Source organism: Akkermansiaceae bacterium (assembly GCA_019634595.1).
In the GTDB taxonomy this organism is placed as follows: domain Bacteria; phylum Verrucomicrobiota; class Verrucomicrobiia; order Verrucomicrobiales; family Akkermansiaceae; genus Luteolibacter.
Window position 1 is genome coordinate 884,622 of the sequence record JAHCBC010000003.1, and the last position, 15,367, is coordinate 899,988.

10 protein-coding genes are annotated in these 15,367 nt (G+C 60.6%); 4 read left to right on the top strand and 6 right to left on the bottom strand.

Features of this window, described 5'->3' with window-relative positions; translation table 11 throughout:
- The first annotated feature begins 65 nt into the window (after window positions 1-65).
- Window positions 66-317, top strand: a complete 252-nt coding sequence (locus tag KF712_14545) for a hypothetical protein (GenBank protein ID MBX3742209.1) — start codon at window positions 66-68, stop codon at window positions 315-317.
- On the opposite strand, the gene KF712_14550 is transcribed toward KF712_14545, so the two are convergent.
- The 3 genes from KF712_14550 to KF712_14560 all read right to left on the bottom strand — a co-directional run bounded on the left by KF712_14550 (window position 275) and on the right by KF712_14560 (window position 3,491).
- Window positions 275-1,375, bottom strand: coding sequence for a hypothetical protein (locus KF712_14550; GenBank protein ID MBX3742210.1), 1,101 nt, complete (start codon window positions 1,373-1,375; stop codon window positions 275-277). The genes KF712_14545 and KF712_14550 overlap by 43 nt on opposite strands.
- A 7-nt stretch (window positions 1,376-1,382) precedes the next feature.
- Window positions 1,383-2,513, bottom strand: coding sequence for a glycosyltransferase family 2 protein (locus KF712_14555; protein MBX3742211.1), 1,131 nt, complete (start codon window positions 2,511-2,513; stop codon window positions 1,383-1,385).
- Between the two features lie 78 nt (window positions 2,514-2,591).
- Window positions 2,592-3,491, bottom strand: a complete 900-nt coding sequence (locus tag KF712_14560) for a VanZ family protein (GenBank protein MBX3742212.1) — start codon at window positions 3,489-3,491, stop codon at window positions 2,592-2,594.
- A 154-nt stretch (window positions 3,492-3,645) separates the two neighbouring features.
- Here KF712_14560 and KF712_14565 point away from each other — a divergent pair, with 154 nt between their 5' ends.
- Window positions 3,646-4,974: a UDP-glucose/GDP-mannose dehydrogenase family protein gene (locus tag KF712_14565; protein ID MBX3742213.1), complete on the top strand. Its 1,329-nt coding sequence runs from the start codon at window positions 3,646-3,648 to the stop codon at window positions 4,972-4,974.
- Between the two features lie 332 nt (window positions 4,975-5,306).
- Window positions 5,307-6,464, top strand: a complete 1,158-nt coding sequence (locus KF712_14570) for an endonuclease/exonuclease/phosphatase family protein (protein ID MBX3742214.1) — start codon at window positions 5,307-5,309, stop codon at window positions 6,462-6,464.
- Between the two features lie 283 nt (window positions 6,465-6,747).
- Here KF712_14570 and KF712_14575 read toward each other — a convergent pair whose 3' ends face one another.
- Together KF712_14575 and KF712_14580 are read right to left on the bottom strand one after the other, a co-directional pair.
- A complete protein-coding gene (locus KF712_14575) occupies window positions 6,748-10,884 on the bottom strand; it encodes a DUF5011 domain-containing protein (GenBank protein ID MBX3742215.1) in 4,137 nt (1,378 codons plus the stop codon).
- A gap of 371 nt (window positions 10,885-11,255) precedes the next feature.
- The gene (locus KF712_14580) at window positions 11,256-12,002 is read right to left on the bottom strand and encodes a hypothetical protein (protein ID MBX3742216.1); all 747 of its coding nucleotides are present in this window, start codon (window positions 12,000-12,002) and stop codon (window positions 11,256-11,258) included.
- Between the two features lie 509 nt (window positions 12,003-12,511).
- On the opposite strand from KF712_14580, the gene KF712_14585 reads away from it, so the two are divergent.
- The gene (locus tag KF712_14585; protein ID MBX3742217.1) at window positions 12,512-13,519 is read left to right on the top strand and encodes a hypothetical protein; all 1,008 of its coding nucleotides are present in this window, start codon (window positions 12,512-12,514) and stop codon (window positions 13,517-13,519) included.
- A gap of 233 nt (window positions 13,520-13,752) precedes the next feature.
- Here KF712_14585 and KF712_14590 read toward each other — a convergent pair whose 3' ends face one another.
- Complete coding sequence (locus KF712_14590) at window positions 13,753-15,138, bottom strand: hypothetical protein (GenBank protein MBX3742218.1); 1,386 nt, start codon at window positions 15,136-15,138, stop codon at window positions 13,753-13,755.
- Window positions 15,139-15,367 lie beyond the last annotated feature (229 nt).

The following is a 15,367-nucleotide window of genomic DNA, read 5'->3' on the forward strand; positions in this document are numbered from 1 at the left end:
CTTCACCAAATCCCTTTAATCCTGCTTGGAATTCCGCAAGATTCAGAATCATCCTCACTCCCGCCATGAAAAATCTCCCGCTCCTCGGTCTCACGAAGAAATTCGCCGGCATTTCGGTCATCGCCATCATGGCCATGGGGGCCGTCGGTTGTGTGTCCCAAAGCGAAAAGGACTTCCAAGCCCAGAACGGCTTCAAGCGCTCGGACTACTTCGGCGACAAAAACCTCAACTACGTGCCGCGTACCGTGAGAAAGATCAATGAGCCAAGATACACTCAGACCGGGGAAGAGAGTACCGCTGGTTTTGCATACAAATGATCCCTCCCGGCATCCGGGCTACCGGAGAAAGCGTCTTCCAGCGCGTGGATGAGGTTCACCGTCTCCCGCGCTGATACATAGTGCAGGCGCACTCCTGCGGGCAGGGAGCTTGCCAGCGCTTCATGGAAGCGACGGGCCGGCTCCCCGAAGAAGGCTGGCATGTTGTGCTCCACTCCGGCATGGGTATGGAGCTTCACGAACACCCAGTTCGGGCGATCCCGCACAGAGATCCCCTGTTCCCTCCACAGGTGGAACCTTTCAATGCCAGGGGGGTTCGCACCACTCAGTTCAGCGTTTTCCAAACGGGGGAGGAGGCCCCATTTCCGCTTCCGGAAATTCGGAGCCAGAGGCCCCTGGACACACAACAGGCGGTCGGATTCATTCCGGAGCGAAGCCGTGTTCCCCAACTGGGCATGAACTCCCCGGTCATGTGATTTGGGCAGGTCGGTCTGCCGGGCATAGTAAATGGAATTGACCATCCTGGTCTGGGCGGGATGAGGTGCGGAGGGCATGGTGAAATCCGCATAGCACCCGGCGGCCCGCAGCACTTCGAGTTCCCGGTGCACCCCGCAGTTGGCCCCGCATGGGTCGGAATTGTCCAACGCCCAGTTCCCATGGACGAACCCGAACCGGGCCGCACCATCCGGGCCGGTGCCCAACAGGCCATGGCTGCGGTAGCGGTCCACCCCTTCCTTCAGAACCGCCGCCAGATTGTCCGCATCATCATCGTGGTGATGCAACTGGAGTTCCACCTCGCTGCCCGTCTCCCGGCACAAGGCGGACAGACGGTCCAGCACTTCGCGGTCGTATTGCTCGATCGGATAAAAGAACGTCTGCTTCGGGGGGGCTCCGTCCACATCACGGAACTCCCTGATGAACCTGGGGAAGTCTTTCTGCCACTGATCCATTCTCCGGAGAGCTCCGTCACGGTCCGTGCGGTGGAACGGCTCGAAATGATCACAGACGCTGAGCATGACATCTGTCGGCAGATCCGGGTCCGCCGGTTCGGGGCGTCGGCACAGCCAGGGTAGCAACCACTTGTCAACGGCACGTATCATAACTTTTTCACCAGCCCACTGGTTTTCCCGCAGCCCGCATCCTGATGTATCGCAACAGCCCGAGGACGCACAGGTATTGCAGGTAAAGGAACCCACCGGGAATGCTGAAGATCTTCAGCCTGCGGAGGGACGATCCCATGCCCATGAAGGCGAACAGGTAGCAAACAAGCTGCAGCAGGAAGAGCGCCGGATAGATGCCTCCGGAGAGGGCCAACAAGGCATTGCCGGCGAAGCACACCAACAGCAGGAAAGGAACGGCGAGCCGCAGATACTTGTGCGACAACAACTGCCACCAAAGACGGTTGCGGAAAGGATGCAGCCATGCCGGGTAACGGAAAAGCATCTGGAAGTTCCCTGCCAGCGTCCGTGTCTTGCGCCGCCGCTCGTTGCCGGTGGTCAGTTCCTGGGGATCATAGGCGCGCGCTTCCGGCTGGAACAGGATGCGCCCGCCCGCCATCTGCGCCTGCATGGGCACCACGACATCATCCAACAGGGTATCCGGAGGCAACGGCAGATAGCAATCCGCCCGCAGCGCGTAGATGGCCCCGGTGCATCCGATGCAGGAGTCGATCTTCGATTCGGCCAACCTGATGAATTTCTCCAGCCGCCAATAAAGGTCGATTCCCTTTCCGGGACCGTCCTTCGTCTCCTTGATCTCCAGACTGCCGCTCACCGCGGCGACGGAGGGATCCGAAAATGGCATCACCAGCCGCCGGATCGCGGATGGATCGAACTCCTGCCTCACATCCGCGAAAATCAGGATGGCACCTTTCGCGGCGGCCACCCCTCGGTTGAGTCCTTCCGCCTTGCCGCATCGGGGGGATTCGATCGTCCTGCCACCCTCCCCCAAGAAACTCCGGCTCAGATCCGCGGTGGCATCCTCACACCCATCGCACACGACGATGATCTCAAGCTCACCTTGATAGTCGCTCTGCAGGAGATTCCGCAGCTTTCCGGAGATGCGCTTCTCTTCATTGTGGGCGATCATGACGACCGACACGAGAGGCCACTGCCCGCCGAAATCTCCGGAATGAACCTCCCTCCGCCGCAGACGGCAATAAATCCGGAGCAACGCTGGATACCCGATGTTGGCGTATGCGACCAGCAACAGGCTGAACCAGAAAAGAAACTCTAACATACTCCGGCACGGAAACACTTTCCCCGAACGCAGGCAGGGTGCCAAGCCCGCGCGGCGACTGTCAAGGGCCGGCGGGAATCATTCCTGCGGCTCCATGAGCAAGCGCACGCCGGAAAGCCGGAACTTCCTCGCAGGTTGGCCCACGCCGGTGAAAAGCACCACCCTCTTCAACCCACCGTCACCAGCCTCCGGCACCCAGTGGATCTTCAGAACCGCATTTCCCCGGGGAACCAGAACGGCCGCGTTCTTCCTGCTGCCCGTTGTGACGTCCACCCTGACCCCCAGTTCGAAAGATTCACCATCATTGGCTGTTTCGAATACCAGGCCGGAATATCCAGCCGTATCCACCCCGCGGGGGAACATGTAGCGCAGCCCTTCATAGTCGCCATGAGGCATCTCCACCTGTAGCCCGCCGGACTCCGTATCGACCACATGGAGACGGGTGCCTCCCTGCCCCTGCCACAGAGCGCCAGGAAAACCCCGATCCATCAACACCGGAAACACCTTGTGCTTGCCCGCAAAAATGGAGACTTCCCTCACCAAAGGAGCGGCCGCAAGCGCGAACATCCCCACGCCTGCAAGCAGCAACAACCGCCGGAGGGTCACCAAACGCGTGCCCGTCCCCCGCAACGACACCACACAGGCCAGCAGGATGCCCGCGAGGTCCGCACCGAAATCCCCAACCGATGGCGTCCGGCCGGTCAACCCCTGGAGGATTTCTGAAAGTCCCCCCAACAATGCGGCGGCAAAGGCGCAGATCCACAGCGACCGCCAGCGGGGAGGAACAGACCGTTGCAGCACGCGCAACAACAGCATCACGGCCATGAACAGCGGCACATGCAGGAGGTTCCGCACATCCTCCAGGATTGGCTCCGGTTCCGCCGGGCGGGGAAAAGGAACCAGCAGCAGGCACATCAGCCCGCCGAGCGCCAGAAGCGCGCGCTGGCGGAAAACGGCTGAAAATCCTCTTTCTCCCATACGGTTTGTCCGCCACATGATCCCCACCGATCACGGCAAAGCAAAAAAGAAAGTGCCGGGTCTTTCTTTCCAAAGTCACGGAAAGCGCCGGTTCGCCAGATGACAGGATGTTGACATTGACCACACTGGAGGCATCCCCCATCGTAAAAATTTAATGCAATCTGACACATCACCCAAAGAGCAACTCTCCATCAGCGTCTTCGGACTGGGTTATGTCGGCAGCGTCGTCGCGGCCCTTCTGGCCAGCCGGGGACACAAGGTCATCGGAGTGGATGTCATCCAGTCGAAAATCGACGCGATGAACGCGGGCGAAGCGACTTTCCACGAACCGGGACTGGCCGAACTCACCGCTGAGGCCCACCGCCTCGGTCGCCTGCACGCGACCACCAGCACCGCCGAGGCGATCAACGTGACTGACATTTCCCTGGTCTGCGTCGGCACGCCCTCCACCGCCGCCGGCTCTCTTGATCTCTCCTTTGTCGAAGAAGCGACCTGCAATATCGCGGCGGCCATCCGCGGCAAATCCACTCCCCACCACCTCATCTACCGGAGCACCATGCTGCCGGGCTCCACACGTGGGCTTGTGGACACCCACCTGAAGGATCTGGTGGCCGAACAGCGCCTCCAGGTTCTTTTCTACCCGGAGTTCCTCCGCCAGGGCTCAGCGGTGAGCGACATGGTCGAGCCGAGCCTTTCAGTCGTCGGCTCCTACGACCGCAACGACGATATCTCCCCGCTCCGGAGGATCTTCGACGCCTGCACGGAACAAACCGACCTGGAATCCGCGGAGTTGATCAAGTATGCGTGCAACGCGTTCCACGCTGCTAAAATCGCGTTCGCAAACGAGATCGGCCGGATCGGCAAAGGCATCGGAATCGATGCGGTGAACATCATGCGGGTGGTCTGCCAGGACACCCGGCTGAACATTTCCCCATACTACCTCCGGCCCGGCACCCCTTTCGGCGGCTCCTGCCTTCCGAAGGATGTAAGCGCGCTCAACCAGCTTTCGCGCTCCCATGCCCTCTCCACTCCCATGCTCGACAGCCTGCTCGCGAGCAACGAGGACCACATGGACCATCTCACGGAGATGGTGGAGACCGCCGGCAGCAGCCGCGTGCTGCTGCTGGGCCTTTCCTTCAAGGACCAGACGGACGATCTGCGAGGCAGCGCGGCGTTCGAACTCGCCACCCGGCTGCTGCTCAAGAACCACGACGTCGGCATCTACGATCCGTTGATCGTCCCCGCGAAGTTCACGGGTGCCATCGGCCGCATCGCGAGCCTCCGGCTGCCCAACCTCACCTCAATCCTGAAAAGCGACCTTGCGGCGGCACTGCGGGAGAAAGATACCATCGTCGTCTTCAATCGCTGTGCCAGCGTGGCCGATCTGGAGGAAAATCTCGCACCCCGTCACAAGATCATCGACGTCGCCTCCTGGCCGGAACTCGCCGATCTCCCGGGCTCCTATACCGGCATCTGTTGGTAACGGGCCCGCCACCGCCCGTGTTCGCACCGCTTCGATTGCCATCGCCGCCTTCCAGTGTTATCCAAGGCCCTCCAGCCACCTTCCACCATGGTCACAACAAGCCCGCGCCCACCCCATCCCAAGGGATATACGATCCTTGAATCAATCATCGTCCTGGGGATTCTCGTGATTCTATCCTGGGTGGCTTTCGCGCTGTACAAGCACGAAGAGAAGCCCGCGAAATCCACGGATCAAAATCCCCCCGCCATCTCCGCCGCCGCCGACGACAAACCCGTGGACCCTCCTCCCGCCGGAAGCGACGCACCAAAAGAGTGACTCCTGATCCGGCGGATATGAGGACGCTTGATTCATTTCTGGAGAGAGCCGGAAAGGCACTCCAGAGCGTTGAATCCCGCAGGCGGCTGTCACACCGCATCGGCCGGTATATCCGCCTCCTTCTCCGGATCCTGACCGTCGGCTATGCAGGATGCCTGGTTCTCCTGCCGGTGGCGGCCGCTTGGATCGGGGAGCGGAACATCACCCTCGCATTCCTGCTCTATCTTCCGCGGGCGATCATCCTGATACCGCTCCCCTTCCTTTTCATCGGCACGTTGCCTTTCAGTTGGAGGCTGGCCTTGCTCCAGTTGGCCGCCGCCGGATTCTTCCTGACCTATGGCATGGGCTACGAATGGAGGGGAAACACGGCGAAGCACTTCGACGGAACACATGATCCATCCCATCTGACGGTGGTTACCTGCAACTACGGCCAGAACGCGAACCAAAGCCTCCAACCGTTCAAGAACCTCATCAAACCGGACATTCTGGCCCTTCAGGAAACCGCCGGCCGGGCGAAACGATATCTCGCGGACCCGAACTACTCCGAGTTCAAGGATGGGATGAGCCTCGGTGAGCACACGTTTCTGAGCCGTTATCCCATCGTCTCCGGAGAACTGGTGAAACTGGAAGGAGGAGTCAAGGACGACATGCCCGCAGCACGGTTCGTGATCGATTTCGAAGGCCGGGAGGTGGTGGTCTATAGTGTCCATTTCCTCACCGTCCGGGACACGCTCACCCACTACCGGAAGGGAGCATTCCTTTACGGGATCCTGGGGATGATACCCGGCACGTCATTCCATCAGAAGAAGACATCCTATGAAGGCATGTGGCGGGAGCGCATACGCACGGCGGAGGCATTCAAGGAATTGACCGACCGCGAAACCTTGCCGGTGATCGTGTTGGGTGACTTCAACGCACCTGCGGGCGGATACATCCAGAGATCCCTGACCAAGGGGCTGCAAGACACCCACCAGGTGGCGGGAAGCGGCCTCGGCTACACCTTTCCGGGCACCACCCGCAATCCACTCAGCGGCGGCGGCCCATGGATGCGGATCGACTACATCCTCGCAAGCAGGCACTGGAACGTCACCGCCAGCCTGACGGAGGAAAAGCGCCCCTCCCAGCACCGCGCCGTTGCCACGAAGGTGAGACTGGACAAAACCACCGCGGAGTAGAAGCCCCTCCCTCTCCCTCCACAACAAGCTGCAAATTCTTCCCCGCAGCTTCTGTTTCCACCACAAAGGATCAGTGAGTCCAGCATGACCGGTGGCCCTATCCGACGATCATCCGTGCCTCGGCGGCATTGGCGATGAGCGCGAGAGGCGGCTCTGTCCCGGGATGTCTTTGCGGCCGCCGGAGGAACGTCCGCCCTCCTTGTGCCCACCCCAAAAAAAAGCGGGGCCGTCCTGATGAAGGACGACCCCGCCGGATCCTTTGGAACAGGCCGCTCTCAGCCCGTCAGTTCGGCGCCGAGCCGAGCAGGAAGATCCCCGACTTCGGCCCCGGAAGTCCGGACAGCGTCAGGTTGAACACAACCTCCCCGGAATCGTTGATCGCACGGCCATAACCGCCGGTCCCTCCTCCGGAGTTCACCGAGGTGCTGATCTTGATCCCCGCCACGATGTGCTTGGCACCCATCACCTCGAAGCTGTCGTTGCGGCGCATGGCCAGCAGCGGCGCGGGGTCCAGACCGTTGCCGCGGTTGATGAACACCGCCTGGTTCGTGGCCGTGGTCGTGTCACCCACCCCCGGAACCAGCGTCGCGTCATAGACGATCCCGCCCATGTCGTTGCAGTCGAATCCATTGATGTTGAGCAAACGCCCGCCCGCCGTGTTGTTGGCCAGATCCCCCTCACGGGCCAGCAGCGTCAGCCTGCCACCGCTCCAGCGCCAGATGCTGCCGTCGTTGTTGGAGTTGACCACCGCGACCGCCGTGGCGTCCTGCAGGAACGCGTGGAAGACCACCGAACCGTCATCCTGCATGTGCAGCGCGGTGAACCGGCTGAAGGCGATCCGGTTGGCCGGAGCCAGCGGGACGATGGCACCCTTGCGGGCAACCAATACCGGCGGGGAACCCACCGCTCCGGAGTTGCTCCAGATGCCGTCATTGTTCGCCGCGGTCACCCCGGTCCCGGTGATGGTGGCGCGGAAGGCGATCTCCCCGGCGCTGTTGACCGATTCACCCAGGAACTGGAAGATCCTCGCCCCGGTCACCCCGTTGGCCGCATTCCCCTCGCGGACCACCAGGTCCGGCGCTCCGCCACCCACGGTCCCCACGAACAGGCCGGTGTTGGTGTCAGGGTCGAACACCGGCGTCTCCAGGAAGGCGGAGAACGCATACTTTTCGTTCGCACGGCTGGCGACCACACGCGGGTGCAACTGGCCGTAGCTCACTCCGGCGACGCCGGTGGGGCTGCCTTCGCGGGCGAGCACGCCACCGCCGCTGGTGACCAGGAGCGTGTCATTGGCTACAGTCACCCCGGCTCCCGAGCCGAGCTGCAGGGTGGCCGGTGTGAGCAACAGGCCGTTGGAGGACATCGCCGGTTGGTAGAGCGTGCTGAACGCTTCACCGCCGCCCGTCGGCGCGGCTCCGGATTTCGCCGCGGAAACCACCGCGGCCGCACCGCCGGCGCTCCTGAACTGCGCGGGGGTCGAACCGACCAGCGACTCGAAGCCGGCGTCACCGAGGTGGTTGAGCGTCAGGTTGCTGAAGGCTCCGAAGTTGCCCACCCCGGAAGCGGTCCCCTTGACGGCGAGCACGGTCTGCGCCCCGTTGAGCGGGCCGTAGAACACCGCGGTGTCGTTGGCTCCGGCTCCGGAGAGGGCCGCGTCATAGATCACGTCGCTGCGGTTGTTCACGAACGCGCGGTTGACGTTGAAGATGGTGCCGAGGGGGGCTCCGGTGGCAGGCTCACCGCGGTAGGCGATCACGTCCATGAAACGGACGCCGGGCGATTCCTGGTGCTCGAGCACGATCACGTCGAAGGTGGTCGTGGCGGTGTTGCCGCTGGGGTCGGAGGCCGTCGCGGTCACCGTCGTCCTGCCGACCGGGAAGCGGGTCCCGGTCGGGTGGGAGAGGGTCACCAGGCGGTTGCCCGTCGCCACATCGCTGGCGGTCACGGTGGGGGCATAGAAGACCGGATTGGACAAGGTCGGCCCCGACGGGTTCTTGACGACGGACGGGATGAGGATGTTCGCCGGAACCGTGATGACGGGTGGCCGCGTGTCCACCACATGGATGGTGCGGGTCACCGAGGTGGAAAGCCCCTTGCTGTCGGTGGCGGTGTAGGTCCTGGTGTAGGTGCCGACGTGGGTGCGGTCCACCGTGCCGGCGATGGGGGCCAGCGTAAGGGGACCGTCCTCGGGATCGACCGCGGTCGCGCCATACTCCGTGTAGAAGTCCACATAGCACTCCAGGGTGATCGGGTTCGCGCCGTTGAGCGTCACCACCGGTGGCAGGTTGTCCGTCACCTCGATCGTGATGTCGTAGGTGCTGCTGAGGATCGGCGAGCCGTTGTCTTCCGCACGGATGCGGAGAGTCTCGGTTCCGGCGGCGCTCGGCGTCCAACTGAAGGTGCCGCTGACCGGGCTGGTGCCGGGGGTCGATGTGAACGTGCTTCCGGAGGGACGGATCGGCGCGGTGACCGTGATGGTCTGTCCCGCGGCATCCGTCACGGTGATGGGGATGGTCAGCGGCTGGCCGACCTGCGCGGACACGGTCGCAACCGGGGTGATGACGGGAGCCGCATTACCCGCGCCCACGGTGATGTTGATGGTTTCCTCCGTGTAGAGGTTCGGAACGCCGTTGTCGGTGATACGGAACGTCACACCGGTGACGGTATTGTCATACTGACCGGCGGCCGGAGTCCAAGTGAAGGCACCCGTGGCAGCATTGAAAGTGGCCCCGGCAGGCAGAAAGTATTCGCTGAGCGTGATGGTGTCTCCATCCGGATCACTCCCGCTGACAGTAAAGCTCACAGTGCCACCATTGGCGACGGTCTTGTTCCCGATGGGATCGAGAACCGGAGGGGTGTTCGAGCCAGTGACGGTGATCTGGACCAACTGGCTCGCAATGATCGGCACGGGCCTGTTGCTATCGAAAGCCTCGACGTTGATGGTATAGACGCCTTCCTGGCCGGCGATGGGCGTCCAGTTGAACGTGGAACTCACGGAGCCGTTCGGTGCCACCACCTGCGGGAGGGTCGCTCCGCTTGGCAGAAGCTGCGCGCGAATCGTCAGTTGGTCGTTGTCGGCATCCGTCGCGGAAACTCCGAAAGTAAGCGGGGAACCCACGGCAACCGTCCGGTTCGGAATATATGCAAGCACGGGGGCATTGGGGTTATTTCCTGCTCCACCTGTCGAATTTTCCACGACCACGGTGACGTCGCGGTCGGAGTAGGCTCCATCCGCATCGGTGACCCGTGTTTTGTACACCCACCGCCCCGTGGCGAGGGTCGCGGTGTTCGCCGAAGAAATGTTGACGTTGCCGAGACTGTCCAGATTGATGCCCGGGATCTGGGTGGTCGGGCCGAAGTAAGGCGCCGCCGAGCCGGTAAGGAACTGGAAGCTCACCGGCTTTCCGTCCGGATCCACGCTGTTGAGGTTCTGGGTGTAGGTGTGACCCCTCGCAATGATATCGATGGTCGCTTCCCGCTGGGTCGGACTGGCGGCGGTAGTGCCGGCCCCATTCCATTTGATGCAGGTTTCCAGAGCCCAAGTACTCTCCGGAGCATTGTTGATCCCTCCAACGCGGTTGCCACCCGTCCAATATGCATAGTAAGTGCCTGCTGATGAAAGCGTAAAGGTAGACACCGAACGTCTAACCGTGAAACCACTACCACCCAACTCCGTCCCGGAAGCGTGGTTAGAGTGAGTGGCGGCAGCTATTCCCAAACTGGAGCCACCGCCATTCGCACCCGTACGGATGGTGAATGATGGCTGGCTCACCTGGTTTGAGGCCCATACGGTATATGACTCAATCGTCACCACACCGGTGGAACTGACAGTGTGGGTCACGGAGCCACCGCGGTAGTGGGCGTAGTGGGTGCCGCGCAGGCTTCCGGGGACGGACCCTTCCGCCTGACCCTTTGCCGGAAGCAGACGCACACCCTTCGCATAGAAAGCGAACATCACATCCTGCGCATCACTGAAACTGTCCTCAAGTCCGAGGGCATGGCCTTGCTCTTGGAGCACGACGCTCAACACATCCACCCGCTTCGCAAGATCCCCGTCGCCAGCGAGCTGGGTGGCGGAGCCTACGTTGCGGAATTCCTCATCCGCATCCGGAGTGGCATCGACATACCAACCTTGGCCGGCGCCGTTGATGTCAATCCTGATGGAACCTTCCCGGTAAGCACCGAGGACACCATCCTCAAGGTCCGCCACTTCGTAGCGAAGACCGCGCAGGGTTGCTTTCTGAGCCTCCGTCAGACCTGTCGCTTCCCAGCGTTTTGAAGCAGCCTCCGCGATGGAGGCCAGTTCGGAAGCCGATATTCTGGCGGGGTCGGGAGTACCGACCTGACTGGCAGCCGCACCTGCGAAGCAGGCGGCCCCCAGAAAGGCAGCAACGGATAGAAGGGTGGAGGAAGGGTACATTAATCCGTATGGTTGATATGATAGATGACAGGGAGGTGAGGGAGAGGGCGGGACAAAAGGGGATCGCCCGAGGGGTGCCCATCAAAGATATGCAATGCTACAACACATCATTGATACGCGAGCAATTCCTTGTTGAAATTAGTTCACTCTGTCAAACAAAATGCCCGCCACACCCCGAGTATCCGGAATTATGCTGAGAATTCGATAGATTGAAAACCACCTGTCTAACAGAGTTCGAATCCGACCAATGCCCGGCAGAAAGAGTGATGGACCGACCGGAAGCAGGGTGCGGCAACAACCCTTTCTGTCCGGCCTGATACAAAATCCCCGAAATCGACCGGATTCCACCGACCGGGAGATATTCTAACAAATCAGTCAACGCTGCGGATCAACCGCTCGTCGAACTTCTCGGAATTGACCTTCCACCATTCATCCGCCTCTTCGTAGGAACCGAATTGCGAGTTGATGAGATTGACCAGTTGCTGATTCACCTTCGCCACGAATTCCGGATCCCCGTTGGCCAAGCCGTGGAACAGCGCCTCCAGGGCCGGCTTCGACCGGAGCCGCCCGAGTTCGGCGAGAGCCGTGTCCCTGACATCGGGATTCGTTGAGGTGAGGGTGGCGGAAAAGATCTCCAGTTTCGCCTCCTCCACCTGCTCATGGGTCATATTGAGGGCGTGGGCCCTCACCTCGGAACTCTCATCCCAGGCGGCGGCGGTCAGGATATCAACCACTTCGGCGGGAGATGATTGCAGGCTGGAAGTCTTCATCACCGCCTGGATCCGCAGGCTTTCATCAGGGCTTCGCAATGCCCGGCGGAGAACGGAGGGCAGAGAACCGGGATCAGACGCCTGGAGCTTTTCCAGGACCAGGATCTTGTCCTGGGCCGTGTCCGCCTGTTCGAAGGCTCTTTCAGCGTCCGTTCCAGGGGCTCCCAGCCGCCACTTCCCTTCAATGTAGTCGTTATGGGCATGGGCCCGCTTGGACGGAGAGACGGAAGGATTGCTGGATCTGGAACCGCTGCGGGTGGAGGAGGATGACGAATCGCCCCCTTCACGCTTGCACGCGCCGAGGAACATCAGGGTGGCCAACAGTGGCAGGAAAGAGGGGAATTTCATACGACTTTGCTGATGATGGACCAAAGCATCCGGCAGGGCAAGACGCTCGTCAGATGCGGGACTACAAACATGCAGGCGCCACCCGCCGGCCCATCATGATATTTGCGACCGCCTGCCATCATCCCAGGCCGCCTGACCTCCGGTGTCTTTATTACGCACCGTAACACGGATTGCCCCCCGCGGGACCACCTCATTCCGGGCCCCGGCAGGAGGATTACGAACTGATTGCTCTGATCCAGAATCGGGCATGCAGCCGGATTTGATAAGTGCCAATCCATTCTCTCTTCAAACCAGTGAATCAGTGCAATCCGTTGTAATCCTCTTCAAATTTTGGATGGAACATCCGAAATGAGACAACACGGGGAACCCGCTGTCCCCGGGTGCGCTCTTGACACTTTCCCGGACTGTTGCCAATGCTTGCACGTGTGGCTCTTGTTTGTCACTCACGCCAAGCGCCCCCACTTCCGAACACTGTGCTTCCGCAACTTCCCGGCACAAACATTCTCCCTATGAAGTATTCCTTTTCGTTCATCGCGGCCCTTTCGGTTTCCGTGTTCGGCATCGCCCACTCCCAAACCATCCAGCGTCCGCCGCTCAAACCGCTGATTCCCTCGCTGGACAGCATCGACGCCTATATGGACAACAAGGATCATGTTTTCCTCTACGAAAAGGACGGCAAGCTCCAGACCGGCATCTACGAACGCCATCCCCAGCCCGTGATTCCCGGGGAGCCTCCTCCCGCCGGTGATCCGGTGAACATCAGGACGCAATGGCGCATCTTCGAAGGTGAGCTTTTCGCCACGACCGATTTCAACGGCAATCCCGCCGTTCGTTCCGACCGTCCCGGCTGGGCGAATGATCCATCCACGCTGCTCACGGACTATAAATTGACCCCGGACAGCAGCCTCAGTGCCACCGCCTTGGCATTTGAAATCGACGGCAACCGCCAGAATCTGTTCTATTGGGACGGGCAGTCGGAATCCCCCCGGTTCGTGCAGGCTCCCAATGGGGTGCGCATCCAGCTATGGAACCAGAACTTGGTCTATCCCCAGAAAACCTTGGTGGACGGATCTGGAATGGATCGCCAGGGGCCGGAGATATCAACTGTGAATACCGAGGGGAAATTCTCCGGACATCATGCGCACCGGGATTTCTCGCTGGCTGAAATCCCCCAAGGGCAGGAGGCCCCCAAGGGTATTTTCCTGATGAAGCTGGGCGTACGGTCAAGCGCGGCCGGCGTGGCGCCTGCCGACCCCATTTTCTGGATCATGAACTGGGGCCTCCCCCGCGAAAAGCGGGCGGTTGTTTCCGAATGGGTCAACCGGAATCTGATCCCCGCGGACCAACTGGCTGCCATCAAGGCGACCCGTATCATCAATCCTCCCGATCCCAATGCCGTCACCTGCAACTGCCAGGGAACCATCTGCAAAAAAACGGCGAACCCAAAAAGCGAAGGCGGCTATACCGATGCCACCAACGCCGCGGAAAAACCCGCCGATTCATCACCATCGAAATAGGCTTCCGCCGCAACTCGCCTTCAGTTGGCGGAAGGAAACGCCCGGGAATGAATAATCCCACAACGCGCGTCAACCGGATCATATATCATGGAACGGCCCATGAAAGCGCATGATTGATGCGGCTTGGATGCATGACGCCCCGGGAAGCCGCAGCAAAATTGTGGACATTGAGGACCATTGCCATGAATCAGCCGGACCGGCATGTGCTTCATCCCTTCCATTTGGATCAGGCGCTATTGTTTTGAGACATCCATCAGATCGACCGGAAAAAGATCAGGATACCGCCGATGACATTCCTGGTGAAGCTCCGACAGTTCGCTCTGATCTTGTTCATTGATATGACATGGATGAGGACGCCAGTGAACCGGGCGCAGTTCCCTTGTCCATGGCAAGTTCCTGGAAGCGGCATGGGCTTTCAGCACTTCCGCCAACCTGGCGAGCGAGTGATGGCAGGAGATGTGGGATCGGCCCCATTCCGAGGAAGTCTCCGGCGAAGCCGCAGCATGCAGGCTCAGAATGTCTTCGGCAAGGTGCCCCGGCCTCAGGGATCCGCCCGTAGAGGGATTGAGATAATCCAGCGAACCGATGTGGGCATCCGCCCTCATGCCGACCGCGCAACCGGCGAATATGGATTCGACGGCGGCAACACAGCAGCCCTCCCTGCGCGTGAATATCAGGGAGACCCTCGCCTTCTGCTGCAAAGCGGAAACCTCGGCAATGGGGATCGACTGGTGGATTTCCAAAGATTGTGGCACGCCGATCTTGTTGGCCAGTTTGGCAATGAAGCCGGCATCCCTGCCACCTTCCTTCTGCCCCACCAACACGATCCTCCAATTTGCGGGCAATTGACGCAACACATTGAAAAAATCCCAGTGCCGCTTGAATTCCCCCCAGTTGGCCACCATCAGAATATCAATATCCCGCCCAGCCAATGGAACGGAGGCGTAAAACGAGGGATTGATCCAATCACAGGGCAAACTGTTGACGGGGATGATCCTTTCGTGGAAGCGGGCCAGCTTTTCCGTTTCCCAACGGTTGCAAGGTTGAACGAACAGGGGGCCTTTTGTCTTTGAGAGCAGCAAGCTCAGGGTCAGATAGTCCGTGGGAGACCAGCTTGTGGAGAGTATGAGATCGAAATTGTCGTCGATCCATTGGAAATCCTGCCCGTGTGTTGCCATGGCCAAACGCGCCCAGTTGTATTCGAAACACATGAGCAACACCCCTTTTTCCCCGTGAGCTCCGGGTTCCTTGAGAATGATGGAACGCGTGAGCACGGACTGCTCCTTGAGAAGCGATCTGTATCTGGGAAAGTTGGCGACCAACGGTCTCCAGAATTCCTCCTCCAGAGGGAATCCCCCCCCTCTCAACTTCGAAATGATCCGACGATCAACAAATGTCGAACTGCTGTATCCATAGGCGCTGCACAGCAGGGACGCCGCGTTGGCGCGGGAACCCACCAGAGCCTTGAAGTACAACCGAGCCGCATTGATGTTGCGTGCCAGCTTCGAGTGGATGAACGCATCCTTGGCCCGCAGGGGAAGGAGGGTTGAGGCCCGGGTCAGCCAACTGGAAGCCCGTGGGGTGAACGGGTGTGAAGGACGGGTTTCATGCTGACTCATTGGCGGGTAAAGTTTCAGGAATCTGCTCTGCGACGGGCTCGGTCGTGCGGATAACTCCGTCCGACCCGCAAGCCTCCCCGAAGCTTGCACGGAAAGAGATGGCACGGATCCAGAGTTCAGGAAACCCTCGTTCCATCCATTGAACTACGGAGGCGACCGGAGAGCCTTCGGGATAAAGTGTCAGCGACCGGGGTGCAAGCTTTGCCAGCTCCGGACCGCCAATCGGACG